At 72.2% G+C, this 24,367-nt stretch carries 24 protein-coding genes and 1 tRNA gene; 12 read left to right on the forward strand and 13 right to left on the reverse strand.

The genetic code is table 11. From position 1 onward, the window contains the following. Positions 1 to 40: 40 nt before the first annotated feature. From ACFY0D_RS32990 to ACFY0D_RS33000, 3 genes are all read left to right on the forward strand, one after another. Complete coding sequence (locus tag ACFY0D_RS32990; RefSeq protein WP_390801618.1) at positions 41 to 805, forward strand: SDR family oxidoreductase; 765 nt, start codon at positions 41 to 43, stop codon at positions 803 to 805. After that, positions 790 to 2,649, forward strand: coding sequence for an AMP-binding protein (locus ACFY0D_RS32995; RefSeq protein WP_390801619.1), 1,860 nt, complete (start codon positions 790 to 792; stop codon positions 2,647 to 2,649). The genes ACFY0D_RS32990 and ACFY0D_RS32995 overlap by 16 nt, the downstream gene beginning before the upstream one ends. A gap of 68 nt (positions 2,650 to 2,717) precedes the next feature. Continuing rightward, complete coding sequence (locus ACFY0D_RS33000) at positions 2,718 to 3,323, forward strand: TetR/AcrR family transcriptional regulator (RefSeq protein ID WP_030010409.1); 606 nt, start codon at positions 2,718 to 2,720, stop codon at positions 3,321 to 3,323. Between the two features lie 162 nt (positions 3,324 to 3,485). On the opposite strand, the gene ACFY0D_RS33005 is transcribed toward ACFY0D_RS33000, so the two are convergent. The 8 genes from ACFY0D_RS33005 to ACFY0D_RS33040 form a co-directional block, all read right to left on the reverse strand. Then, the gene (locus ACFY0D_RS33005; protein ID WP_390801620.1) at positions 3,486 to 4,685 is read right to left on the reverse strand and encodes a S8 family serine peptidase; all 1,200 of its coding nucleotides are present in this window, start codon (positions 4,683 to 4,685) and stop codon (positions 3,486 to 3,488) included. 189 nt (positions 4,686 to 4,874) lie between these two features. Next, on the reverse strand, positions 4,875 to 6,101 hold the full coding sequence (locus tag ACFY0D_RS33010; protein WP_390801621.1) for an acyl-CoA dehydrogenase family protein: 1,227 nt from the start codon (positions 6,099 to 6,101) through the stop codon (positions 4,875 to 4,877). Between the two features lie 11 nt (positions 6,102 to 6,112). Continuing rightward, complete coding sequence (locus tag ACFY0D_RS33015; RefSeq protein ID WP_390801622.1) at positions 6,113 to 7,180, reverse strand: phosphotransferase family protein; 1,068 nt, start codon at positions 7,178 to 7,180, stop codon at positions 6,113 to 6,115. 177 nt (positions 7,181 to 7,357) lie between these two features. Continuing rightward, positions 7,358 to 8,269 (reverse strand): MBL fold metallo-hydrolase, encoded by a 912-nt coding sequence (locus ACFY0D_RS33020; protein WP_390801623.1) that lies wholly within the window; start codon positions 8,267 to 8,269, stop codon positions 7,358 to 7,360. A gap of 158 nt (positions 8,270 to 8,427) precedes the next feature. Next, positions 8,428 to 8,724, reverse strand: a complete 297-nt coding sequence (locus ACFY0D_RS33025) for a hypothetical protein (RefSeq protein ID WP_390801624.1) — start codon at positions 8,722 to 8,724, stop codon at positions 8,428 to 8,430. Positions 8,725 to 8,810: 86 nt separating this feature from the next. After that, positions 8,811 to 9,128: a DUF202 domain-containing protein gene (locus ACFY0D_RS33030; protein ID WP_390801625.1), complete on the reverse strand. Its 318-nt coding sequence runs from the start codon at positions 9,126 to 9,128 to the stop codon at positions 8,811 to 8,813. After that, the gene (locus ACFY0D_RS33035) at positions 9,125 to 9,523 is read right to left on the reverse strand and encodes a YidH family protein (protein ID WP_030012404.1); all 399 of its coding nucleotides are present in this window, start codon (positions 9,521 to 9,523) and stop codon (positions 9,125 to 9,127) included. Before ACFY0D_RS33035 ends, ACFY0D_RS33030 begins: the two co-directional genes overlap by 4 nt. Positions 9,524 to 9,532: 9 nt before the next feature. Continuing rightward, a complete protein-coding gene (locus ACFY0D_RS33040; protein WP_351158294.1) occupies positions 9,533 to 10,054 on the reverse strand; it encodes an NUDIX domain-containing protein in 522 nt (173 codons plus the stop codon). Between the two features lie 85 nt (positions 10,055 to 10,139). Between ACFY0D_RS33040 and ACFY0D_RS33045 the strand changes: the two genes are divergently transcribed. Then, a complete protein-coding gene (locus tag ACFY0D_RS33045) occupies positions 10,140 to 11,795 on the forward strand; it encodes an FAD-binding dehydrogenase (RefSeq protein WP_390801626.1) in 1,656 nt (551 codons plus the stop codon). 134 nt (positions 11,796 to 11,929) lie between these two features. Here ACFY0D_RS33045 and ACFY0D_RS33050 read toward each other — a convergent pair whose 3' ends face one another. Continuing rightward, positions 11,930 to 12,355, reverse strand: coding sequence for an ASCH domain-containing protein (locus ACFY0D_RS33050; RefSeq protein ID WP_390801627.1), 426 nt, complete (start codon positions 12,353 to 12,355; stop codon positions 11,930 to 11,932). 266 nt (positions 12,356 to 12,621) lie between these two features. Between ACFY0D_RS33050 and ACFY0D_RS33055 the strand changes: the two genes are divergently transcribed. From ACFY0D_RS33055 to ACFY0D_RS33065, 3 genes are all read left to right on the forward strand, one after another. Next, positions 12,622 to 13,569, forward strand: coding sequence for a hypothetical protein (locus ACFY0D_RS33055; protein WP_390801628.1), 948 nt, complete (start codon positions 12,622 to 12,624; stop codon positions 13,567 to 13,569). A gap of 111 nt (positions 13,570 to 13,680) precedes the next feature. Continuing rightward, positions 13,681 to 15,252: an APC family permease gene (locus tag ACFY0D_RS33060; protein ID WP_390801629.1), complete on the forward strand. Its 1,572-nt coding sequence runs from the start codon at positions 13,681 to 13,683 to the stop codon at positions 15,250 to 15,252. 228 nt (positions 15,253 to 15,480) lie between these two features. Continuing rightward, entirely contained in the window at positions 15,481 to 16,920 is a 1,440-nt protein-coding gene (locus ACFY0D_RS33065; protein WP_390801672.1) for an amino acid permease, read from the forward strand. Between the two features lie 74 nt (positions 16,921 to 16,994). Here ACFY0D_RS33065 and ACFY0D_RS33070 read toward each other — a convergent pair whose 3' ends face one another. Continuing rightward, the gene (locus tag ACFY0D_RS33070; protein ID WP_390801673.1) at positions 16,995 to 18,770 is read right to left on the reverse strand and encodes a SpoIIE family protein phosphatase; all 1,776 of its coding nucleotides are present in this window, start codon (positions 18,768 to 18,770) and stop codon (positions 16,995 to 16,997) included. 105 nt (positions 18,771 to 18,875) lie between these two features. After that, positions 18,876 to 19,259: a hypothetical protein gene (locus ACFY0D_RS33075; protein ID WP_301372165.1), complete on the reverse strand. Its 384-nt coding sequence runs from the start codon at positions 19,257 to 19,259 to the stop codon at positions 18,876 to 18,878. Positions 19,260 to 19,381: 122 nt separating this feature from the next. Between ACFY0D_RS33075 and sigJ the strand changes: the two genes are divergently transcribed. Beyond that, on the forward strand, positions 19,382 to 20,311 hold the full coding sequence (gene sigJ / locus ACFY0D_RS33080) for an RNA polymerase sigma factor SigJ (protein ID WP_390801630.1): 930 nt from the start codon (positions 19,382 to 19,384) through the stop codon (positions 20,309 to 20,311). A gap of 133 nt (positions 20,312 to 20,444) precedes the next feature. Here the strand turns inward: sigJ and ACFY0D_RS33085 are convergent. After that, a tRNA-Leu gene (locus tag ACFY0D_RS33085) sits at positions 20,445 to 20,532 on the reverse strand. 165 nt (positions 20,533 to 20,697) lie between these two features. Between ACFY0D_RS33085 and ACFY0D_RS33090 the strand changes: the two genes are divergently transcribed. The 3 genes from ACFY0D_RS33090 (at position 20,698) to ACFY0D_RS33100 (ending at position 23,369) form a co-directional block, all read left to right on the forward strand. Further along, a complete protein-coding gene (locus ACFY0D_RS33090; RefSeq protein ID WP_030009121.1) occupies positions 20,698 to 22,023 on the forward strand; it encodes a M20/M25/M40 family metallo-hydrolase in 1,326 nt (441 codons plus the stop codon). 130 nt (positions 22,024 to 22,153) lie between these two features. Continuing rightward, positions 22,154 to 22,387, forward strand: a complete 234-nt coding sequence (gene chpH, locus ACFY0D_RS33095) for a chaplin ChpH (protein WP_033223906.1) — start codon at positions 22,154 to 22,156, stop codon at positions 22,385 to 22,387. Between the two features lie 160 nt (positions 22,388 to 22,547). Then, positions 22,548 to 23,369: a chaplin gene (locus tag ACFY0D_RS33100; protein ID WP_390801631.1), complete on the forward strand. Its 822-nt coding sequence runs from the start codon at positions 22,548 to 22,550 to the stop codon at positions 23,367 to 23,369. Between the two features lie 39 nt (positions 23,370 to 23,408). On the opposite strand, the gene ACFY0D_RS33105 is transcribed toward ACFY0D_RS33100, so the two are convergent. Next, entirely contained in the window at positions 23,409 to 23,597 is a 189-nt protein-coding gene (locus ACFY0D_RS33105; RefSeq protein ID WP_030009118.1) for a DUF5703 family protein, read from the reverse strand. A 47-nt stretch (positions 23,598 to 23,644) separates the two neighbouring features. Here ACFY0D_RS33105 and ACFY0D_RS33110 point away from each other — a divergent pair, with 47 nt between their 5' ends. Continuing rightward, a complete protein-coding gene (locus tag ACFY0D_RS33110) occupies positions 23,645 to 24,295 on the forward strand; it encodes a hypothetical protein (RefSeq protein ID WP_301372174.1) in 651 nt (216 codons plus the stop codon). Positions 24,296 to 24,367 lie beyond the last annotated feature (72 nt).

A 24,367-nucleotide genomic window follows, 5' to 3' on the forward strand; every position in this document is an offset into this window, starting at 1 on the left:
GCCCGCGATCCGGCATCCGGCCGCACGAGAGGTGGACCCCGTGAGCGCGTACCAGGACCAGCGAGTCGTCGTCACCGGCGCGGGCGGCGGCATCGGCGCCGCCCTCGCCCACCGCTTCGCGGCCGAGGGCGCCACGGTGGTGGTCAACGACCTCGACCCGGCCAAGGCCGCCGCGGTCGCGGCCGCCATCGGCGCGCAGGCGATCCCGGTTCCGGGCGACGCCTCGGCGATCGTGGCCGAGGCCCGCGAGGCCCTCGGCGGCACGGTCGACGTCTACTGCGCCAACGCCGGGCTCGCCTCGGGCGGCGACGCCTTCGCCGACGAGGCCGTCTGGGAAGCGGCCTGGGACACCAACGTCATGGCCCACGTCCGCGCCGCCAGAGCGCTGCTGCCGGACTGGCTGGAGCGGGAGAGCGGCCGCTTCGTCTCCACCGTCTCGGCCGCCGGGCTCCTGACCATGATCGGAGCGGCCCCGTACAGTGTCACCAAGCATGGTGCGCTCGCCTTCGCCGAATGGCTCTCGCTGACCTACCGCCACCGCGGGGTCCAGGTCCACGCCATCTGCCCGCAAGGGGTGCGCACCGACATGCTGACCGCCGCGGGCTCGGCGGGCGAACTCGTGCTCGCGCCGACCGCGATCGAGCCGGAAGCGGTCGCGGACGCGTTGTTCGACGGCATGGAGAAGGGCCGGTTCTTGATCCTCCCGCACCCCGAGGTCGCCGATTTCTACGCCGCCCGCGCCACCGAGCCGGACCGCTGGCTGAGCGGCATGAACCACCTCCAGCAGAAATGGGAGACCCGGTGACCTCCGCCCGGTACGCCTCCGACGCCTCCCGGTACGCCTCCCGGTACGCCGCCAAGCCGTGGCTCGGGCTGCTCGCCGCGGCCCAGCGGGCGCCCGTCGCACCGCCGCCCACCGTGCTGCACGCCTTCCGCGAGGCCGTCGCCCGGGCCCCCGAACGCACCGCCCTGGCCTACTTCGACGGCCGGATCGGCTACGCGGAGGCCGACGCGCTCTCCGACTCCGTCGCCGGCCACCTCGCGGCGCGCGGCATCCGCCGCGGGGACCGGGTCGCCGTCATGCTGCAGAACACCCCGCACTTCGTGCTCGCCGTCCTCGCGGCATGGAAGGCCGGGGCCGTCGTCGTCCCGCTCAACCCCATGTACAAGTCCGGCGAGGTCGGGCACATCCTCCGCGACTCCGGGGCCGCCGCACTGGTCTGCGACGGCGGCGCGTGGACGGCGTACCTGCGCGAGGCCGCGCGGGACAGCGCCGTGCGGACCGTGCTGACCGCTTCGGACCCGGACTTCCAGACGCGCGACGACCCGCGCGTCTTCGGCCCGGCGCCGGACCGGAACACGGCCCCCGCCCGGCCGTTCGTGCCCGCCCGGCCGTTCGTGCCCGCCCGGCCGTTCGTGCCCGCCCAGGCGGACGCGCCGGACACACCGAAAGCGCCCGGCGCGGTGCCCGGCAGGAACCATCCGGCCGGCCCGGAGGCCGCATGCCCCGCCGCCTCCGCCCTCAGCACCGCCGACCTCCTCACCGTGGCCCGCGGCAGGCGACCCGCGCCGGCCGACCCGTCCCTCACCGCCGCCGACACCGCCCTCATCAGCTACACCTCCGGCACCAGCGGCACCCCCAAGGGCGCGATGAACCCGCACGGCGCGCTCACCTACAACGCCGTCCGGCAGGTGACCTCCCACCCCCTCCCCGAGGGCGCCACCTACTTCGCCCTCGCGCCCCTCTTCCACATCACCGGCATGGTCTGCGAGCTCGCCGCCTGCCTCGTCAACGCCGGCACCCTGGTCCTCGCCCACCGCTTCGACGCCGGCGCCGTCCTCGACGCCTTCCTCGAACACCGCCCGGCCTACACCGTCGGCCCGGCCACCGCCTTCATGGCCCTCGCCGCCCACCCCGGGGTCACCCCGGACCACTTCGCCTCGTTCCAGGTGATCTCCTCGGGCGGCGCACCGCTCCCGCCCGCGCTCGTGGAGCGCCTGCGCACCGCCTTCGGCTTCTACCTCCGCAACGGCTACGGCCTCACCGAGTGCACCGCCCCGTGCGCCAGCGTGCCCGTGCACCTCGAAGCCCCCGTCGACCCCGCCTCCGGCACCCTCTCCGTGGGCCTGCCCGGCGCCGACACCGTGGTCCGCATCCTCGACGAGCAGGGCGCCGAGGTCCCCTTCGGCGAGACCGGCGAGATAGCCGTCCGCGGCCCCCAGGTGGTGCCCGGCTACTGGGGCCTGCCCGCGGAGTCCGCCAAGGCCTTCCCGGACGGCGAACTGCGCACCGGCGACGTCGGATTCATGGACCCCGACGGCTGGCTCTACGTCGTCGACCGCAAGAAGGACATGATCAACGCCTCCGGCTTCAAGGTCTGGCCGCGGGAGGTCGAGGACGTGCTCTACACCCACCCCGCCGTCCGTGAGGCCGCCGTGGTCGGCGTCCCCGACGCGTACCGCGGGGAGAGCGTGAAGGCGTACGTGAGCCTGCGTCCCGGCACCTCGGTGGAGCCGGCGGAGCTCGCCGCCTACTGCGCCGAGCGCATCGCCGCGTACAAATACCCGCGCCAGGTCGAGATCCTGCCTGTCCTTCCGAAGACGACCAGTGGCAAGATCCTGCGACGGGAACTGCGCGATCGCGGCTGAAAACAGTCGGACGGTCGTACAGCTGGTCGCCGTGACCAGGCAGGAACGAGGAAGGGAAGGTCAGCGCCATGGCGGCACGGACCACGGAACCCGCAGGCACGCACGAGGCCCCGGTACCGCAGCGGCTGCTGGCCGTCGCCACCCGGCTGTTCGCCGAGCGCGGCTACGACCGCACCTCGGTCCAGGAGATCGTCGAGGCGGCCGGTGTCACGAAGGGCGCGCTCTACCACTACTTCGGGTCCAAGGACGATCTGCTGCACGAGGTGTACGCGCGGATGCTGCGGCTCCAGCAGCAGCGCCTGGACGCGGTGGCCGATTCCGACGCACCCGTCGAGGAGCGGCTGCGCACCGCGGCCGCCGACGTGGTCGTCACGACCATCGAGAACCTCGACGACGCGATGATCTTCTTCCGGTCGATGCACCAGCTCAGCCCGGAGAAGTCCAAGCAGGTGAGGGCCGAGCGCCGGCGCTACCACGAGCGCTTCCGGGCGCTGGTCGAGGAGGGCCAGCGTACGGGTGTGTTCTCCAGCGCCACCCCCGCCGACCTGGTGGTGGACTACCACTTCGGCTCCGTCCACCACCTGTCCACCTGGTACCGGGCGGACGGCCCGCTCACGCCGCAGCAGGTCGCCGATCACCTCGCCGACCTGCTGCTGCGCGCGCTGCGTCCGTAGGACCCGGCAGTCCGTCGGGGAGCCGTCGGGGAGCCGTCGGGCGCCGCCCCGGCGGACAGGGACGGCCGGACCGGCGCGAACGGGGCCCCCGCCTCGTACGGATCCCCCGGGTCCGTACGAGGAGAGGGCCCCTGGAGCTTCGGGACGCCTAGCGGGCCACCGCTACGGGGCGACCTTCAGCAGCTTGTTCGCCGTGCCCGCGGACGGGTTGGTGACCGCCCCGGACGTGGCCGCCCCGGTCAGTGCCGCGGCTGCCTGCGCCGGAGTCGCGGTCGGGTGCCCCGCCAGGTAGACCGCCGCGGCGCCGGCCGCGTGCGGGGCCGCCATGGACGTGCCCGAGATGGTCTTCGTCCCCGTGTCGCTGTCGTTCCAGGTGGACGTGATGTCCGAGCCCGGCGCGTACAGGTCCACCACGGAGCCGAAGTTCGAGAACGAGGACTGCTCGTCGTCGATCGTGCTCGACGCCACCGTGATCGCCTCCGTGACCCGGGACGGCGAGCCCTGGCCGGCGTCGGCCGACTCGTTGCCCGCCGCCACGGTGAAGGTGACACCCGCGGCGACGGCCCGGCGCACCGCCTCGTCGAGGGCCTCGTCGGCGCCGCCGCCCAGGCTCATGTTGGCCACCGAGGGCCCCGAGTGGTTCTTCGTGACCCAGTCGATCCCGGCGACCACCTGCTCGGTGGTGCCGGAGCCGTTGTCGTCCAGCACCCGCACCGCGACCACCTTCGCCTTCTTGGCGACGCCGTGCGCGGTCCCCGCGATGGTGCCGGCCACGTGCGTGCCGTGGCCGTTGCCGTCGTCGGCGCTGTCGTCGTTGTCCACCGCGTCGAACCCGGACGTCGCACGGCCGCCGAAGTCCTTGTGGGTGGTGCGCACGCCGGTGTCGATGACGTACGCCGTCACGCCCTCGCCGCCGCTGTCGGGGTAGGTGTACTTCTTGTCGCCCGCCTGCGCGGTCTGGTCGATGCGGTCCAGCCCCCATGAGGGCGGGTTGGTCTGGGTGGCGTTGATGGTGAACTTCTTGTTCTGCACGACCTTGCCGACGGCCGGGTCCGCGGCGAGCCGCTTCGCCTCGGTCTCGCTGAGGCCCGAGGCCGAGAAACCGTTGACCCCGGAGCCGTATGAGCGCTTCAGCTCGCCACCGTACTTCCGGGCGAGCTGTTCCTTGTTCGCGGATGCGTCGAGTATGACGACGTAGCTTCCGCTGATCGCGCCGGGCGCGCCGAGGCCGTACACCGTGCCTTCGGGCGGTGTCGCCGCTCCCGCGAGGGGGGTGGCGAGCAGGGCCACGGCAGCCGCCGTGGCGGCTCCCGTGCCGACCGCCGCGTACCGGAAGCCGCGCGAGCGCTTATGAGTTGCCATCTGGAGGGTTCTCCTCGTGTTGACGTTGGGGGCGTCAGACCTTCTGGAGAACCCTGTTCCGATTGACAGGCGCAAATCAAGAACGCTTTGGGGTTACGGGGTTGTTCAACAAGGTTTCTTAAAGGGTCCCCCGCATCGCCTTCACCTCGCACACGAGTTCACATGAACTCCCGCACGATTCCCACACGTTCACGGGCGACCGGCCGCGTACCGCTTCAACTCCCGCCGCGCCAACGACCGCTGGTGCACCTCGTCCGGCCCGTCGGCCAGCCGCAGGGTCCGCGCCGCCGCCCACAGCTCGGCCAGCGGGAAGTCCTGGCTCACCCCGCCCGCGCCGTGCAGCTGCACCGCGTCGTCCAGGATCCGCACGACCGCCCGCGGGGTCGCGATCTTGATGGCCTGGATCTCGGCGTGCGCGCCCCGGTTGCCGACCGTGTCCATCAGCCAGGCCGTCTTCAGCACCAGCAGCCGCAGCTGCTCCACCGTCACCCGGGCGTCGGCGATCCAGTTCTGTACGACGCCCTGGGCGGCCAGCGGCTTGCCGAAGGCGGTACGTTCCACCGCGCGCCGGCACATCAGCTCGATGGCCCGCTCCGCCATCCCGATCAGCCGCATGCAGTGGTGGATGCGGCCCGGGCCGAGCCGGGCCTGGGCGATGGCGAAGCCGGAGCCCTCCTCGCCGATCAGGCTCGCCGCCGGGACCCGGGCCCCGTCGAAGACCACCTCGGCGTGGCCGCCGTGGTCGTGGTCCTCGTACCCGTACACCGTCATGGCCCGGCGCACCTCGACCCCCGGGGTGTCGCGCGGCACCAGGACCATCGACTGCTGCCGGCGCGGATCGGCGCCGTCCGGGTCGGTCTTGCCCATCACGATGAAGATCTCGCAGTCCGGGTTCATCGCCCCGGAGATGAACCACTTGCGGCCGGTGACCACGTACTCGTCACCGTCGCGCTCGATGCGGGTCTCGATGTTCGTCGCGTCCGAGGAGGCCACCTCGGGCTCGGTCATCGCGAACGCGGAGCGGATCTCGCCGGTCAGCAGGGGCTCCAGCCACCGCTTCTTGTGCTCCTCGTTCCCGAACTGGGCGAGCAGCTCCATGTTCCCGGTGTCCGGGGCCGCGCAGTTGGTGGCCATCGGCGCCAGGTGCGGGCTGCGGCCGGTGATCTCGGCGAGCGGCGCGTACTGGAGGTTGGTCAGCCCCGCGCCGTGCTCGGCGCTGGGGAGGAAGAGGTTCCACAGGCCCTGGCGGCGCGCCTCGGCCTTCAGTTCACCGAAGACGGCCGGGGTGTCCCAGGGCGAGGCCAGCCGTGCGCGCTGCTCGGCGGCGACGGGCTCCGCCGGGTAGACGTACTCCTCCATGAACGCGAGCAGCCGCTCGCGGAGTTCCTCGGTCCGGGTGTCGAATGCGAAATCCATGGGTGAGTGCCTCAGCCTTCCTGGCGGTCCTGGCGGTCCTGGCGGTCCTGGAGAGTGGTCAGTCCGTGCTCGATGAAGACCGGGACCAGCTCGCCGATCCGGTCGAAACCCGCCCCGACGGTCTGCCCCAGCGTGTAGCGGTAGTGGATGCCCTCAAGGATCACGGCGAGCTTGAACCAGGCGAAGGCCGTGTACCAGGCGATGGCCCCGGTGTCCCGGCCCGAGCGGGCGGCGTACCGCTCGACGATCTCGGCCGGCGTCGGATGGCCCGGCGCCCCGCTCGTCGTACTGACCGGCGATCCGGTCAGGCCCAGGTCCGAGCTGTACATCACCAGCAGCCCGAGGTCGGTCAGCGGATCCCCGAGCGTGGACATCTCCCAGTCCAGTACCGCCCGGATGGAGTCGGTGCCGGACGGGGATCCGCCGATCAGGACGTTGTCGAGCCGGAAGTCCCCGTGCACCACGGTCGGGGCGGGGGAGTCGGGCAGCGTCCGGCCGAGCGCGCCGTGCAGCTCGTCGATCCCGGCGAGCTCCCGGCCCCGGGAGGCCGCGAGCTGCTTGCCCCAGCGGCGCAGCTGCCGGTCCAGGAAGCCCTCGGGCCGGCCGAAGTCGCCCAGGCCCACCGCTTCCGGGTCCACCGCGTGCAGGTCGACGAGGGTGTCCACCAGGCCCAGCACCGCCCGCCGGGTCCGCTCCGGGCCGATCGCGGCGAGCTGCTCGGCCGTCCGGTACGGGACTCCGTCCACGAACTCCATGACGTAGAACGGCGCCCCGAGCACGGCCTCGTCCTCGCACAGGAGCAGCGGCTCGGGCACCGGCACGGCCGTGCCGTGCAGCGCCTCGATGACCCGGTGCTCGCGCCGCATGTCGTGCGCGGTGGCCAGGACGTGACCCAGCGGCGGCCGGCGGACCACCCAGCGGGCGGTCCCGTCGGTGATCTCGTAGGTGAGATTCGACCGGCCGCCCTCGATGAGCCGGCCGCGCAGCGCCCCGGCCACGAGTCCCGGCCGGGCCCGGTCGAGATGACCGCGCAGCCGCTCCAGATCCAGGCCGCGCGGGTCGGCCGGGGCTGAGGTCATGGTGCGCACCTCCATGCGATTCGACGGGACGAGAGGAAGAACGACGGTGCGTCGGAGCACCGTCGCGAGCCATCATGCCGACCAGTCGGTATGTCGTCCAGGGTCCAGGCGGAAAGAAAACTCTCCGCCCGGCGAGATCCGGCAGGCTTCGGCCAGATCCGGTGGTCTCCGGCGACGTCAGGCGTGGCAGAGGATCGGTGTTCCGCCGTTCATCACGGTCATGTCCGTCAGGACCGCGAGGATGTCCAGCGGCGCGCCCTCCGGCCGGCCGGCCAGCTCCGCGTACGCCCGGTGCACGTTCGCCACCAGGCGCTCGCTCTCCCGCCAGGATCCGAACTCGCCGAGATCGGCCTGCCGGGCCACCTCCAGCGGGGACAGTCCCTTCGCCCGGCCCTCCCGGGCGAGCTCGGCCACGTACCGCAGGTAGCGCTCGGTGGAGTCGTACGCCGAGGGGTCGGTCAGGGGTCCGTGGCCCGGTACGACGGTCTCCGCGTCCAGCGAACGCAGCAGCTCCAGTGCCCGCAGCGAGCCGGCGAGGGAGCCCATCGCCAGGAAGGGCGTCCCCCCGGCGAAGACCAGGTCGCCGGTGAACACCACCCGCTGCCCGGGCAGCCACACGACCGAGTCCCCGGTGGTGTGCGCGACGCCCGGGTGGATGACCCGCACCTCCGTCGCGCCGATGTGCAGGGTCGCCCGGTCGCTGTAGGTGAGGTCGGGCGGCACGATGTCGATCGCGCCGAAGTCCGTGGCGGGCCAGATCAGCTCCAGCTGGTGCCCGGCCGCGAGCTGCTCGGACCGTGCGTTGTCGTGCCCGAGGATCAGCGCCTCGGGGGCGAAGACGCCGTTTCCGTACGTGTGGTCGCCGTGGTGGTGGGTGTTGACCACGGTGCGGGGGAGCGGCACCCCGGCCGCCACGACCGCGGCGCGCAGGGCCAGGGCCCGCCGCTCGGTGGCGGCCGTGTCCACGAGCAGGGTCCGGCCCCCGTCGGTCACGAATCCGGCGTTGTTGAGGCACCAGCCGCCGTCCGGCTGGACGTAGGCGTACACCCCCGGTGCCGGCTGGACGAGGTACGGCTCTTCGACGGACATCTGCGCTCTCCCCGGGTCGCTTCGACGAACGGTCGGCATCCTGCCAGCCGTTGCCGCGCCGGGGGAGGGCGGGTACCGCTCCCGGCCGGACCTTCAGCCGGTGGCCCGGCCGGTGATCCGGCCGGTGATCCGGTCAAGTGGTCAGGTCGGAGGTCAGGTCAGTGGTCGTCGTAGTGTCCGTCGTGCTCCGCGTGCCGGTGCCCGTCGTGCAGGTAGTCCACGTGATCGCCGTGCCGGACCGTCTCGTGCCCGCAGTCCACACCGTGCGCGTGCGCGTGGGCGTCGTGCGTGGTGTGCCCGCTGGGCTCGCACTCGTCCCAGTGCCCCGAGTGCTCCCGGTGCAGATGGCCGTCGTGCGCGTAGTCGACGTGGTCGCCGTGCGCGACCGCCTGGTGCCCGCAGTCCGTGCCGTGCGTGTGCTGGTGCGTGGGGTGTTCGTGGTGCAGGGTCGTCATGGCGCCGAGGTTAGTGCGGATTGCCGGGTATCGCCCGTTGTGTCGCAGTGGCGCGGCGAAGCGCGATCATCACACCGGCCGACGGCTCAGAGGATCACCGTCATCGCGAAGACCGCCAGCGCCACCGTGCACGCCACCACCGCCAGGGCCGCCCGCGGCGCGAGCTCCCGCGGCCGGCCGGCCGCCAGCGTCCGGATCCGCCGGTGGGCCACCCACAGGAACGCCAGCCAGATCAGCGCGATGGCCGCCGCTCCGCCCACCTCCACCGGCGCGCCCGTCCCGCGCAACGCCTGCCGCAGCGCCAGTACCGCCACCACCGAGGAGGCCAGCGTCGTCCGCCGCCACGCGAGCCGGGTCCGCTCGGGCTGCAGCCCGGCATCGCGGTCCGTGCCCGAGGTGCTCACCGCCCCGTCGTCCAGCCCAGCAGCACGACCACCACCATCGTCACCGCCACCAGCCCCACGCCCAGGCTCAGCAGCACCGGGAAGCGCGACAGCGGCAGATCCTCGCCCCGCCGCATCGCCCGCTCGCACCGCACCCAGTGGTTCACCGCCCGCAGCGCACACGCCGCGCCCACCGCGAGCAGCGTGAAGGCCATCCCGACCCGCACCCCCCAGCGCAGGTCCGGCAGGAACTGGTCGACGGCGAAGCCGCCGCCCACCAAGGCCAGCGAGGTCCGGATCCAGGCGAGGAAGGTCCGTTCGTTGGCCAGCGAGAAGCGGTAGTCCGGGGTCTCGCCCTCGTCCCTCAGCCGCGAGGGTGCGAACCAGAGGCGCACGTCCTTGACGAAGTCGATCACCCGATAAATCTACAAGCGGGATTCCGGATGCGCGCGCAGCCGCCGGTACGCCTCCAGCCCGTCCGGCACCCAGGCCCACTCCCCGCCGTCCACCCGCCGGTCCAGCTCCTCCTGGGTGAGGTACGTGTGCCAGTCGACCTCCGAGACCTGCGGGGCCACGGGCAGCTCGCACCGCACCTCGTGCACGTACGACCACCAGGCCCCGCCCGGACCCTCGTACAGGAACTTGAACAGCGGCGTCGGCTGTGCCAGCCCCCGCACCCCCAGCTCCTCCTCGGCCTCGCGCAGCGCGGCCTGCGCGTAGCTCTCGCCGGCGCCCAGCACCCCGCCCACGAACATGTCGTAGTGCGAGGGGAAGACCAGTTTCGAGGCGGTCCGCCGGTGTACGAAGATCCGCCCCTCGGCGTCCCTGGCCTGCACGAACACACAACGGTGGAGCAGCCCCCGGGCGTACACCTCGCCCCGCGGGGCCTGTCCGACGACCCGGTCGTCCCGGTCCACCACGTCCAGCACTTCGTCAGCGGCACTCATACAGGTCATCCAATCACCGCTGTTGACTGGTTACCGCTCCGTAGCCAAGGATCTGCCCCACCATCGACGGAGGACGGGTAACCGCATGACGTACGACGCAGACGTGATCGTGATCGGAGCCGGGCTCGCGGGGCTCGTGGCCACCGCCGAGCTCGTCGACGCGGGCCGCAAGGTCATCCTGCTCGACCAGGAGCCGGAGCGGTCGATCGGCGGACAGGCGCATTGGTCCTTCGGCGGACTCTTCTTCGTGGACTCGCCCGAACAGCGCCGGATGCGGATCAAGGACAGCCACGCGCTCGCCCTCCAGGACTGGCTGGGCACCGCCGGATTCGACCGCGACGAGGACGCCTGGCCGCGCCGCTGGGCCGAGGCCTACGTGGACTTCGCGGCCGGCGAGAAGCGCTCCTGGCTGCACGCCCAGGGCGTCCGCTTCTTCCCGGTGGTCGGCTGGGCGGAGCGCGGCGGCTACGACGCCAACGGCCACGGGAATTCCGTACCCCGCTTCCACATCACCTGGGGCACCGGCCCCGGCCTGGTGGAGCCCTTCGAGCGGCGGGTGCGGGCCGGAGTGGCCCGCGGCCTGGTCCGGTTCGCGTTCCGCCACCGGGTCACCGGGCTCTCCGCCACGGCCGGCGCGGTGGACACCGTGACGGGCGAGATCCTGGAACCCTCCGACGCCGTACGCGGCACCGCCAGCAGCCGCGAGACCACCGGCACGTTCACCCTGCGGGCCCAGGCCGTGATCGTCACCAGCGGCGGCATCGGCGGCAACCACGACCTCGTCCGCGCGCAGTGGCCCGCCCGGCTCGGCACCCCGCCGCAGCGGATGCTCTCCGGGGTTCCCGCGCACGTCGACGGTCTGATGCTCGGCATCGCGGAGCGGGCGGGGGCCAGTCACATCAACAAGGACCGGATGTGGCACTACACGGAGGGCATCCAGAACTGGGACCCGATCTGGGCCCGGCACGGCATCCGCATCCTGCCCGGCCCCTCCCCGCTGTGGCTGGACGCGACGGGCAAGCGGCTGCCCGTGCCGCTCTTCCCGGGCTTCGACACCCTCGGCACCCTCGACCACATCATGAAGACCGGCCACGACCACACCTGGTTCGTGCTGAACGAGCGCATCATCGGCAAGGAGTTCGCCCTCTCCGGCTCCGAGCAGAACCCGGACCTGACCGGCAAGTCGATCCGCGACGTCTTCACCCGCGCGCGCCAGGCCGTACCCGCCCCGGTCCGGGCCTTCATGGACAACGGCGCCGACTTCGTCGTCGAGCGGGACCTGTCCGCCCTGGTCCGCGGGATGAACGCGGTCACCAAGGAGGACCTCCTCGACGAGGCCACCGTCCGGGGCGAGATCGTGGCCCGCGACCGGGAGATCGCCAACCCCTTCACCAAGGACCTGCAGGTCACCGCCATCCACGGCGCCCGCAGATATCTCGGCGACAAGCTGATCCGCACGGCCGCCCCGCACCGGATCCTGGACCCCAAGGCCGGGCCGCTGATCGCGGTACGGCTGTCGATCCTGACCCGCAAGTCACTGGGCGGCCTGGAGACCGACCTCTCCTCACGCGTCCTGACCGCGTCCGGCGAACCGCTGCCGGGCGTCTACGCGGCGGGCGAGGCGGCCGGATTCGGCGGTGGCGGGGTGCACGGGTACCGGGCCCTGGAGGGCACCTTCCTCGGCGGGTGCATCTTCTCGGGCCGGGCGGCGGGCCGCGCCGCGGCCCGGGCCGTCGGCTGACGCCCCCCGTCGGCGAGGCCTGACGCCCCCCGTCGGCGAGGCCTGACGCCTGCCGTCGGCGAGGTCCGACGGCGCCCGACCGCGGGACCTGACGGCGCCCGTCAGGTCCCGCCCGCGCAGGCTGACGGGCCCGGTCAGACCAGCCGTTCGGTGACCCGGAACCGCTCCGCGATGACGAGGGTGTCGTCGCCGACCGTGAACCCCGGGTCACCGATCACCGCGCGCACCGGCTCGCTGTGCCAGAACTCCTCATGTGCCGTACGCCATTCGGCCACCGACGTGTACCCCTCGCCCTCGTCGAGCGCGTGCGGCAGCCCGATGTCCCCGAGCCGCAGCACCTCCACGGCGGTCACCTCCACCACCGCCACCCCGCGCTCCGCGGAATCCACCAGCAGGGACCGGGCACCGGGCTGCGGCAGCGGCTCGTCCTCGGCCTCGTACTCCGCGAGCAGGCCGGTGGTGCTGGTCTTCGCCCCGCTCAGTACGGCCGCGACCAGCTGGTCGCGCAGCGGACCGGGGAACCCCAGCAGATACGGGGGAAGATCGTCGTAGGTGGTCATGCGGCCACCCTAGGAGATGACGCGGACACCCACAGATCCGGCCAGTCCGCCTCAACTCGTACCACCCCCAGAGCAGTTGAAACCCGCCACGGAGTGGACTGGACCTTGACGCGGAGCTGGGCGTACCGCTTTGCTGTGCGTGATCACCGACGCGCTCACCGTCGCGATCCCCCGAACCACCCGGCCGAAGCCCTCGCGTGCGCCTTGCGCGGGTATCCGGCCATCGCACCCCCTCGTCCGCCCGCGTCCTGGAGGGAAACCCGCGGATGTCCCCGCCTCCGCCGCCCCTCGGCCGCGCCCGCAAGCGGGAGGCCCAGCTCTTCGACCCGGCCCTGTGCGACGCCGAACTCGTCGACGTACGCTCCCAGTTCACCCAGGGCCGGTGGACCCGGGCCCGTTCCCTCCTCGTCGGAACCGGCGACGACTGGGACCGCCGCGGCCACCGCGTCGTCGTCCTCGCGCAGACCCCGGCGGCCTCCGCCTGGGCCCGTGAGTGGCTGCTCGCCGAACCGGAGAGCGCCGACGCCGCCACCCTGCTCGCCTGCGCCGCCGTCTTCACCGCCCTGCGCCAGAAGGGCACCCCGGCCGCGGCCGAGGAGGCCTGCCGCCGGGCCGCCGCCCTGCACCCGGCGGACCCGACGCCCTGGCTCGGGCTGCTCCTCCTCTCCCGCGCCTTCGGCAGCGAGGAGGAGTTCAGCCGCCACTTCGACCAGGTCCGGGCCCGCCACCGCGAGCACCACCACGCCCATCACCTGATGGTCGCCAGACTGGCCGAACGCACCCTCGGCTCCGGCCAGGACCCGCTCCACGAGGTCTACGACTTCGCTTCCTGGGCCGCCGAGGAGTCCCCGGCCGACTCCCCGCTCGCCGTGCTCCCCGTCGTCGCGCACGCCGAGCGGTACCGGGTGCTGGCCGCCACGCACGGGCACTCGCCCGAGTCGGCCGCCGCCCACTGGGCGGGCCGCCGCGCCCGCCAGGTGCTGCGCTCCGCCTTCGACTGGTGGCTGGAGTGGGAGCGCGAGGACCACCCCCGCAACCGCGTCGACCTCAACTTCCTCGCCCACGCCAAACTCTGCGAGGGCCGCCCCGCCGAGGCCGCCGCCCTCTTCCACCGCATCGGCAGCCATGCCACCCGCGCCCCCTGGTCCTATCCGGACCGGGACCCGCAGAAGGCCTTCCTCGCCGCCCGCGGCGTCGCACTCGGCACCGCCTGACCACACCTGACCACACCTGACCGCACGGCCCGCCCGCACCGCCCGCGGACGCCCCGAAGACGCCCCCAAGCACCCATCCCCCGAGCACCACGCCCCCGAAAGGACGCCGCCATGCCGACGGGCAGATCCTCCACGCTCCAAGACCCGGCCGAGATCCGTACGTACAAGGGTCAGGACCGGGCCCTGCGCGCCGACCGCCTCGGCACCGCAGGACTGCTCCTGTCCGTGCTCGCCGCCAGCGCGCCCCTGATGGTCGTCGCCGGTGTCATGCCCACGACCTTCGGGGTCATGGGCATCGTCGGCCAGCCCCTGCTCTTCGTCATCCTCGGCGCCGTCCTCGCGCTCTTCAGCGTCGGCTACGCCGAGATGAGCCGCCACGTCCACAACGCCGGCGCCTTCTACGCGTACATCGCCCGCGGCCTCGGCCCCACCGCCGGCGCGGGCGCCTCCCTCGTCGCCCTCGTCGCGTACAGCGCCATGCAGGTCGGCGTCTTCGGCATCCTCGGCTTCGAGATATCCGGCCTGTTCGCCACCTACCTGGACACCGAACTCTCCTGGTGGATACCGGCCCTGCTGGCCGTCGCCGTCACCGGCGCGCTCGGCTGGCTCAAGATCGACCTCAATGCGAAGGTCCTCGGGGTCCTCCTCCTCGTCGAGTGCGTCCTCGTCGTCGTCTTCGACATCGCCGCCATCGGCAAGCCGGGCGCCGAAGGCCTCTCGCTCCACGCCTTCAACCCCGAGACCCTGGGCGGAGCCGGCTTCGGCACCGCGCTCTGCTTCTGCATCGCCGCCTTCGTCGGCTTCGAGCAGTCCCCGGTCTACGCCGAGGAGACCAGCAAGCCGCACATCGTCGTCTCCCGCGTGATGTTCCTCGCCGTCGGCTTCGTCGCCCTCTTCTTCGCCGTCAGCGCCTGGGCCCTCACCGTCGCCACGGGCCCCTCCGAGATCGTCAAGACCTCCGCCGAGGCCGGCCCCACCCTGCTCTTCCAGCTCACCGAGAGCCGCCTCGGCACCACCTTCACCGACGTCCTGCACGTCCTCTTCGTGACCGGCATGTTCGCGGCCATGCTCAGCTTCCACAACGTGGTCGCCCGCTACGCCTTCGCCATGGGCCGCGAGGGCCTGCTCCCGGCCACCTTCGGCCGCACCAACGCCGGCACCGGCGCCCCCGCCACCGGCTCCCTGCTGCAGACCGGCATCGCCGCCCTCGTCGTGATCGCCTTCGCGCTCACCGAGGACAAGGCCCCCGCCGACCCCGCCCTCGCCGTGCAGCCGCCCGACCCCACCACCCCCGTACTGCACCTGTTCACCTGGATGGGCAGCGTCGGCGCCCTCGGCGTGACCCTGCTCATGGCCGCCGCCTCCTTCGCCGTCATCGCCTTCTTCGTCCGCCGCGGCACCGCCGGCGCCCAGGTCTGGCGCCTCGTCGCAGCCGGCACCGCCGGCCTCGCCCTGCTCGCCATAGCCGTCTACACCGTCAAGGACTTCGGCGTCCTGGTCGGCGCCGAGAAGGGCTCCGCGCTCAGCTGGGCGCTGCCCGGCATCATCGGCGCCGCCGTCGTGATCGGCCTGGTCTACGGAGCCGTGCTGCGCCGCAGCCGCCCCGAAGTACACGCCCGTATCGGCCTCGGGAACGAGGCCTTCCGCCTCGACCAGGCGGCGGAGGGCACCCCGGGCGACTGACCTCGCATCCTCGCTTTCCAGCCTCTACGAAGCCCCCGACACCCGTTTCCATGGTCGTCGGGGGCTTCGGCGTGCAGGGGGTGCTTTTGGAGGGGAGTGGAGCCTCATGGTCTCCTGTTGCGACCAAACCACCCGGATCGCAGCACAGGGGACACCACCCAGCTCCCCTGCGCGGCGGTCAGGGCCTGCCTTGTCCCACCCACGAAGGCGAAGTCCCACATGAGTGACCTGAGTGACCGCACCTTGACCGAGGCACCCGCCCCGGCGCCGACCCGCCATGTCGACGCCGGTGACGAGGGCTACAGCAAGGACCTCAAGTCCCGCCACATCAACATGATCGCGATCGGCGGGGCCATCGGCACCGGCCTCTTCCTCGGCGCGGGCGGCCGCCTCGCCGGCGCCGGCCCCTCCCTGGCGATCGCCTACGCGGTGTGCGGAATCTTCGCCTTCTTCGTCGTCCGGGCGCTCGGCGAGCTCGTCCTCTACCGCCCCTCCTCCGGCGCCTTCGTCTCCTACGCCCGTGAGTTCATGGGGGAGAAGGGCGCCTACACGGCAGGCTGGCTGTACTTCCTGAACTGGTCCACGACCACCGTCGCCGACATCACGGCCGCCGCGACCTACGCCCACTTCTGGTCGCTGTTCACCGACGTCCCCCAGTGGGTCCTCGCCTTCATCGCCCTCGCCATCGTGCTCACCGCCAACCTGATCTCGGTGAAGTACTTCGGCGAGATGGAGTTCTGGTTCTCGCTCGTCAAGGTCGCCGCGCTCGTCGTCTTCCTGATCGTCGGCATCTGGCTCGTCGCCACCAGCCACGACATCGGCGGCAGCACCCCGGGCCTCGCCAACATCACCGACAACGGCGGGCTCTTCCCCTCCGGCGTCCTCCCGATGCTCCTGGTGATCCAGGGCGTCGTCTTCGCGTACGCCTCCGTCGAACTCTGCGGAGTCGCCGCCGGCGAGACCGAGAACCCCGAGAAGATCATGCCGAAGGCGATCAACTCGATCATGTGGCGCGTGGGCCTCTTCTACGTCGGCTCGGTCGTCCTCCTGGCCCTCCTGCTGCCCTACACCGCGTACAGCTCCGACCAGAGCCCCTTCGTCACCGTCTTCGACAAGCTCGGCGTCCCCGGCGCCGCGGGCATCATGAACCTCGTCGTCCTGACGGCGGCCCTCTCCAGCCTGAACTCCGGCCTCTACTCCACCGGCCGCATCCTGCGCTCGATGTCCCTGTCGGGCTCCGCACCGAAGTTCACCGGCGTCATGAACAAGGGCAAGGTCCCCTACGGCGGCGTCCTGTTCACCGCCGCGTTCGGCCTCGCGGGCGTCGGGCTGAACGCCTTGATGCCGAAGGACGCCTTCGAGCTCGTCCTGAACTTCGCCTCGCTGGGCATCCTCGGCACCTGGGCGATGGTCATGATCTGCTCGCTGTTCTTCTGGCGCCGTTCCCGGCAGGGCCTCGTGGAGCGCCCCTCGTACCGCCTGCCCTGGGCCCCGTACACGCAGATCGTCACCCTGGTCTTCCTGCTCGCCGTGCTGGTGCTGATGTGGTGCGACGGCGGCGTCGGCCGCACCACGGTCCTGTTCGTCCCGGTCATCGGCGCCGCCCTGGTCGGCGGCTGGTACCTGGTCCGCGGCCGCGTGGCCGAACTCGCCGCCACCCGCCGCTGATCCCGCTCCGCCGAAGCCGCCGCACCGGACCCGTCCGGTGCGGCGGCTTCGACGGTCGTCCTGCTCGACACCCCCTAAGGCCCTGGCCGCCGCCGCCCGGCGGTACGGGCGGCCAGGACCGTCACGTCGTCCTCCGCGTCGGTGACCCGCAGCGCCTCCAGCACGGTGTCGATGACCTCGTTCAGGGCCCCGTCCACCAGCAGCGGAATGCCGGTCAGCCGTCGCAGCGAGGCGTCGATGTCCTCGCCCCGGCGCTCGACCAGGCCGTCGGTGAACATCATCAGGACGCAACCCGGCCTGAGGACGAAGGACGCGGCCTCGTACCGGCCGTAGCCCGTGCCCAGCGGCGGGCCCACCGGGACCGGCGCCAGGAACGGACCCTGCCCGCGGCCGATGACCATGGCGGGCAGGTGCCCGGCGCTCGCGTGGACGCAGGTCCCGGCCGCATGGTCGACCAGGACGAGCAGACAGGTCGCGACCCGGTCCAGACCGCCGGCGAAGACCACATGGTCCGCCTCGCACAGGATGTCCGCCGGCGGATGCCCGGACGCGGCCAGCGCGCGGATGAGGGAGCGGTAGTGGCTCATGGCGACCGCCGCCTCGACCCCGTGGCCCATCACGTCGCCCATCACCAGCAGGGTCCGGCCGCCGGGCAGCGCCAGGCAGTCGAACCAGTCCCCACCCACCAGGACACCCGTGCCGGAGGGCAGGTAGCGGGAGGCCACTTCGAGATCGCCGTGCGGGAAGGTGGGCTCGGACAGCAGCGCCTGCTGCAGTTCCAGGGCCATCCCCTGCTCCCGGGCGAACCGTTCCGCCTTGGCGAGGCTGGCGGCCGCCCGCTCGGCCAGCGTCCGGGCCACGACGACGTCCTCGCGCCCGAAGGCCGGCGAGTCCCCGGCACGCACCAGGGTGAGGGTGCCGATCGGCCGGTCCTGGGCGATCAGGGGGACCACGACACCCGAGTGGATGCCCGCATCCCGGTACGCGGTGACCCGGTCCGCGCTCGGCGCCGCCCGGCTGAAGGCCTCGTCGGAGGAGAAGTTGCCCAGCCACGGCTCGCCGCTCTCCAGGCACTGCCTGACCGCCGAACCGGGCTGGTAGTCCACGTACTCCCCGGCCGCGCCGAGCGCCCGCACCCGCGGGGAAAGATCCCGTACCGAGGCCACCGCGACCCGCCGCAGCCGCAGGGCCCCGCCGTCGGGCAGCTCCCCGCCCTGCCCCTCCCGCGGGATGAGCTCCACGCTCGCGGCGTCGGCCAGCCCCGGCACCAGGAACTCGGTCAGCTCACGACAGGTGGTGTCCAGATCGAGGGTGGTGCCGACCCGCACCGCGGCGGTGTCCAGCAGGAGCAGGCGCCGGTTGGTGCGCGACAGCTCCCGCTGCCGCTCCCTGGGGGCGCTGACCTCCAGGCCGATCCCCGCCAGCCCCAGCACCCGCCCGTCCTCTTCCAGCCGGTGGTAGGTCCCCCGCCACACCCGCGACTCGTACGGGGAATCGGCCAGGGTACGGCCCTCCAGGACCAGCTCCCGGGGTTCCCCGTCCCGCAGCACCGCGTGCAGCACCTCGTCGGGACGCTCGACGTCCGGCAGCACCTCGTTCAGCGTCCGCCCCAGCAGCGCCTCGGCGGGCAGGCCGTTCATCACGGCCATGTGCGGGCTGACGTACAGATAGCGCCGGTCGGTGTCGAGCAGGGCGATCCCCGCCCGGGCCCCGTCGAGGACCTGCCGCAGCAGCCGGTACTCACGCACCAGCCGGTCCACACCGGACGGATCACCCGCCAAGGCGGCGGCGACCACCTCGTCCGCGTCCTCGCCGAACAGCGGACGCGGGCCGGCACCCTCAGTCCACATCACGGGACCTCCATCAGCCGGTCTGCCCCTCCGATGTGGTCCCAACATAGCAAAAGGGCAGGTCAGGGCGGCATTGCGTCGCTCTGACCTGCCCTGTTGCGCCGATCAGGACCGGCGGGCCGACGGTCTGCGGCTCAGCGCCAGCAGGCTCAGGGCAAACATCAGGACACCCAGGGGGACATGGACCGACGGCACGCGCGCGATGCCCAGGACCACCTGCACCGAGGCGAGGACCAGGAAGCCCGACGAGTACAGGATGGGCCGGGGCGACCCGCCGCCCGGCCGCCACGCCAGCACCGCGGCGATCACGTACAGCATCGTCGCCCCGTACATCACGCGCGCTCCGATGCCGTGCAGCAGCTCGCCGTGGGCCGAGGACAGCAGCACCCCGGCGGTGGCCGCCTGGAAGAAGATGGCCAAGGTCTGCAGGGCGACGGTGACCTGCAGGAAAGTGAAGGTACGCGGCTTCTCCGTGGTCAGTGTGGCCATGGTGACGGTCCCCTCTTCTGCCTCACGGCGTAGATCGATATGGTCTCGGTAGTCCGACGACGTGGGCCCGCGAAATGTGAGGCGAGGCACCGAGAGGCGGGCCAGGGGGAGCAGCCGTGAGCATGGGTACGTCGTCCGATCCGCACCTGGACGTGATCGTCGGAGAGCGGGGACACCTCACCAACCTCGCCTACCGGCTGCTCGGTTCGCTGTCCGAGGCCGAGGACGCGGTACAGGAGACCTACGCGCGCTGGTACGCGATGCCGAGGCAGAAGCAGGAGGCCGTCGAGTCACCCGGCGCCTGGCTGACGACGGTCGCCGGCCGCATCTGCCTGGACCTGCTCGGCTCGGCGCGGGCGCGCCGCGAGCGCTACGTCGGCGAATGGGTACCCGAGCCGCTGCCCGACCGCGCGGAGTGGATCGGCGGGCCGGCGGGCGGCGGGGCGGGGCCGGTCGACCCGGCCGACCGGGTCACCCTGGACGAGTCGGTCAACATGGCCTTCCTCGTCGTACTGGAGTCGATGACCCCGGCCGAACGCGTCGCCTTCATCCTCCACGACGTCTTCCGCTACCCCTTCGCCGAGATAGCCGAGATCGTCGGCCGGACGCCGGCGGCCTGCCGGCAGCTGGCGACGTCGGCCCGCCGACGGGTGAGCGCCGCGCAGGTCCCGACGGCCCCGACGGCCGGACAGGCCCCACTGGTGCGGAACTTCAAGGAGGCGTGGGAGGCCAGGGACATCAAAGCCCTCGTCGGCCTGCTGGCCCCCGACGCCGCGATGATCGCCGACGGCGGCGGACTGGTCGGCGCCGCCCTGCGACCGATCGAGGGCAGCGCGCGCATCGCCGAGTACCTGATCCAGATCGCCGACAGGGCTCCCGGACTGGAGCTCCTGGAACGCTCGGTCAACGGCCGGCCCGGCCTGGTCGCCCAGCACACCGGGGTCACCGTGACCGTGGCCGCGTTCGAGCTCGGCGGCGATCGCGTGACCCGCATCTGGGCGGTCCGCAATCCGGAGAAGCTCCGCCCCTGGGTGGAGGACGGACAGGGCTGACCCGGCGCGCCCCCGGTGACCGGCACCACCGGCCACACCGGGGGCGCCACGTGCCCCGTGCCACGGGACGACGAAAGAGCCGGTCAGTGCGACTTCGCGTCGCTCTGACCGGCTCTTCCTGGTCGTTTGACCATGGTGTCCGAGGGGGGACTTGAACCCCCACGCCCGATAAAGGGCACTAGCACCTCAAGCTAGCGCGTCTGCCATTCCGCCACCCGGACAAGGTGTCTGTCTCGCGTCCCTCGCGGGCCGTTCCGACGTGGAAAACATTACCAAACATTCCGGGGTCCTCGATCACACCCCCCGACGGCCGGGGATCGCCCTTGGGGAGAACGGCCCGGAGCGGGAGGATGGGGGTTCGGTACTGATCAGTGGGAGGAAGCAGCGTGAGCGAGTCGAGCACGGGCAGGACCGTCTCCGGCGAGGACGAGGTGGTCGACCTCTGCCGGGACCTCATCCGGATCGACACCAGCAACTACGGGGACCACTCGGGCCCCGGGGAGCGCAAGGCGGCGGAATGGGTCGCCGAGAAGCTCGCCGAGGTCGGGCTGGAGCCGCAGATCTTCGAGTCGCACAAGGGGCGCGCCTCGACCGTGGCGCGGATCGAGGGGGAGGACCCCTCGCGGCCGGCGCTGCTGATCCACGGGCACACCGACGTGGTTCCGGCCAACGCCGCCGACTGGACGTACGACCCCTTCGCGGGCGAGATCGCCGACGGCTGCGTGTGGGGCCGCGGCGCCGTCGACATGAAGGACATGGACGCGATGACGCTGGCCGTCGTACGCGACCGGATGCGCAGCGGGCGCAAGCCCCCGCGGGACATCGTGCTGGCCTTCCTCGCCGACGAGGAGGCGGGCGGCATCTACGGGGCCCGGCACCTCGTCGACAAGCACCCGGGCCTGTTCGAGGGCGTCACCGAGGCCATCGGCGAGGTCGGCGGCTTCTCCTTCACGGTCAACGAGAACCTGCGGCTCTACCTCGTGGAGACCGCCCAGAAGGGCATGCACTGGATGCGGCTCACGGTGGAGGGCACCGCGGGCCACGGCTCCATGACCAACAGCGACAACGCCATCACGGAGCTGTGCGAGGCCGTGGGCCGACTCGGCCGCCACCAGTGGCCGGTCCGCGTGACCAAGACGGTGCGCAGCTTCCTGGACGAGCTCTCGGACGCGCTCGGGACCCCCCTGGACCCGGACAACATGGACGCGACGCTCGCCAAGCTCGGCGGCATCGCCAAGATGGTCGGCGCGACGCTGCGCAACTCGGCCGCCCCGACGATGCTCGGCGCCGGTTACAAGGTCAACGTCATTCCCGGCCAGGCGACGGCCCACGTCGACGGCCGCTTCCTGCCGGGCTACGAGGACGAGTTCTTCGCCGACCTGGACCGGATCCTCGGCCCGCGCGTGAAGCGGGAGGACGTGCACGGCGACAAGGCGCTGGAGACGGACTTCGACGGCAGGCTGGTGGACGCCATGCAGGGCGCCCTGAAGGCCGAGGACCCGATCGCGCGGGCGGTCCCGTACATGCTCTCGGGCGGTACGGACGCCAAGTCCTTCGACGACCTCGGCATCCGCTGCTTCGGCTTCGCGCCGCTGCAGCTGCCGCCGGAGCTGGACTTCGCCGGGATGTTCCACGGTGTGGACGAGCGGGTGCCGGTCGACGGACTGAAGTTCGGCGTGCGGGTGCTCGACCGATTCATCGACAACGCCTGAGATTCGAGAAGGTGTGCGCATCCCACTGAGAAGAGTGAATGCACTCATACGCTCGTAGCCCCGGTGATCCCTCCTCGTTACAGGTGTTGCGGTCCGCGGCTGGGACCGCATTTGCCTACTAGGAGGAACAATGATCAAGAAGGTTGTCGCCGCTGCGGCTGCCACCGGTGGCCTGGTTCTCGCGGGTGCGGGCCTGGCCCACGCCGACGCGGGTGCGCAGGGTGCGGCCATCGGCTCGCCCGGTGTCCTGTCCGGCAACGTGCTGCAGGTTCCCGTCCACGTTCCCGTGAACGTCTGCGGCAACACGGTCTCCGTGATCGGCCTGCTGAACCCGGCCTTCGGCAACACCTGCGTCAACGCCTGACGCGTCTGAAGTCTTCGGCCCCGGAGCGCATCCCAGCGCTCCGGGGCCACCGGGCTTTTCGGCCCGGATCCTTCTCACTTCCGGCGTACCGGGCAGGGGAGCCAGGTGGGCCGAGCCGTCGGACGACGGCCGAAACGTACACACCAGGGGACGAGTACAGATGCGACGACCGGCACAGGTCACCAGGAAGACCCTGATCACCATGGCGGCCGCGGGGGGTGTCCTCGCGATGGGCGGGGGCTACGCACACGCGGACTCCGGCGCCTCGGGGCACGCCGCGAACTCTCCGGGCCTGCTGTCCGGGAACAACCTGCAGGCGCCCGTGGACGCGCCGGTGAACGTCTGCGGGAACACGATCAATGTGGTGGCAGCCCTCAACCCGGCCTTCGGGAACCACTGCGCGAACGGACCGGGCCACGCCAAGCCGCCGAAGCCCGGCAACCCGGGCGACGACGAACCGTGCGACGACCACCCGGGCGGTCCCGGTGGTCCGGGTAACCCCGGCAACCCGGGCGGTCCGGGTAACCCCGGCAACCCGGGTAACCCTGGCGGCCCCGGCAACCCGGGCAACCCGGGTAACCCCGGTACCCCGGGCAATCCCGGTGGTCCGGGCACCCCCGGCAACCCGGGTGGACCGGGGAATCCCGGTGGTCCGGGCACTCCCGGTAACCCCGGTGGTCCGGGCACCCCGGGCACTCCCGGTGGTCCGGGCACCCCCGGCAACCCGGGTGGGCCGGGCACTCCCGGTGGTCCGGGTACCCCCGGCAACCCCGGTACCCCCGGTACGCCGGCCAACCCCGGCACGGGATCCGTCACCCCGGTCACGCATCCCGGCGGTCCGGGGACCGGGAACAACCCGGGACAGGCCGGCGGTCTCGCCGCCACCGGGTCCGGTGACGTCCTCACCGCCGGGCTGCCGCTCGCGGGCGGCCTGCTGCTCGCCGGCAGCGTGCTCTACCGGCGGGCCCGCAACGCCGCCTGACGAATGGTCACGGCGCGGGCCCCGCCCCCGGGGCCCGCGTCACCAGGTCGCGCGGACCTGACGGATGATCCGGCGGCGCAGTCGCACACGGCGGCTGCCGTCCCGGTACAGGCTCAGCCGGTCGAGTTCCCAGTTCCCGTACTCGGCATGATCGGTCAACAGGCGGGTCGCCTCCTTGCGAGGAACGCCGCGGGGCACGTACACGTCGACAAATTCGTATTCCGGCATCGCATCTATTGTGCGGGCAGAGCCCTGCTACGGATAGCGTCTGCTCTATGTCTGATGCCGATCTGCCCACTGTTGCCGAGGTACGCGCCGCCGCCGAGGCGGTCAAGGCCGCGCTCGACCGTCACCTCGCCGCGGTCGAGCGCAGGATCGGGGACGAGGACCCGGACGTCTACGCCGCGTTCAACGAACTCGCCGCCGCGGCCGAGGTGTACGACGAACTCCTCTACGACCGCTACGACGAGGTCACCCCCTTCGAGATCCCCACGCCCGAGGACGGCGTCCCGTACACCGGGCCCGCCGAGCCCGCCGCCTTCAGCGTGCTCATCCGCCGCGACTACGCCGTCGTCGAACCGGCCCGGCTGATCGCCCAGGCCGAGCGGGTCGCCGCGCACGACCGGGACGCCGATTTCGTGGGCGACGGCGGCAGCGCCGACGCGCTGGGCGTCCTCTTCGGGGAGTACGAGCCCGACGAGATCGCCTCCCGCTACAAGGACTTCGGGCTGGAGGAGGGTGACTCCACGCTGTGGATCGCGGCCTCGGAGGAGGTGGCGGAACCGGGGGAGTGGCTGGGCTCGCCCTTCGGGCACATCGATCCCCAGGACGTGCTGCACCGGTTCGACGTCAGCTCCGTCTTCGACGAGGAGGCCGACGAGTTCGACGAGGACGAGGCCGCGGAGCCGGGGCTTACCCCGGCCTGACCCCGGCCTGATCACGGCCCCGCACGTGCCGGCCCCGTGGCCCCCGCCCTTCCGGGCGGGGGCCACGGCCGT

Origin of the sequence: Streptomyces sp. NPDC001502 (genome assembly GCF_042894785.1) — a bacterium.
GTDB classification, from domain to species: Bacteria; Actinomycetota; Actinomycetes; order Streptomycetales; family Streptomycetaceae; genus Streptomyces; species Streptomyces kutzneri.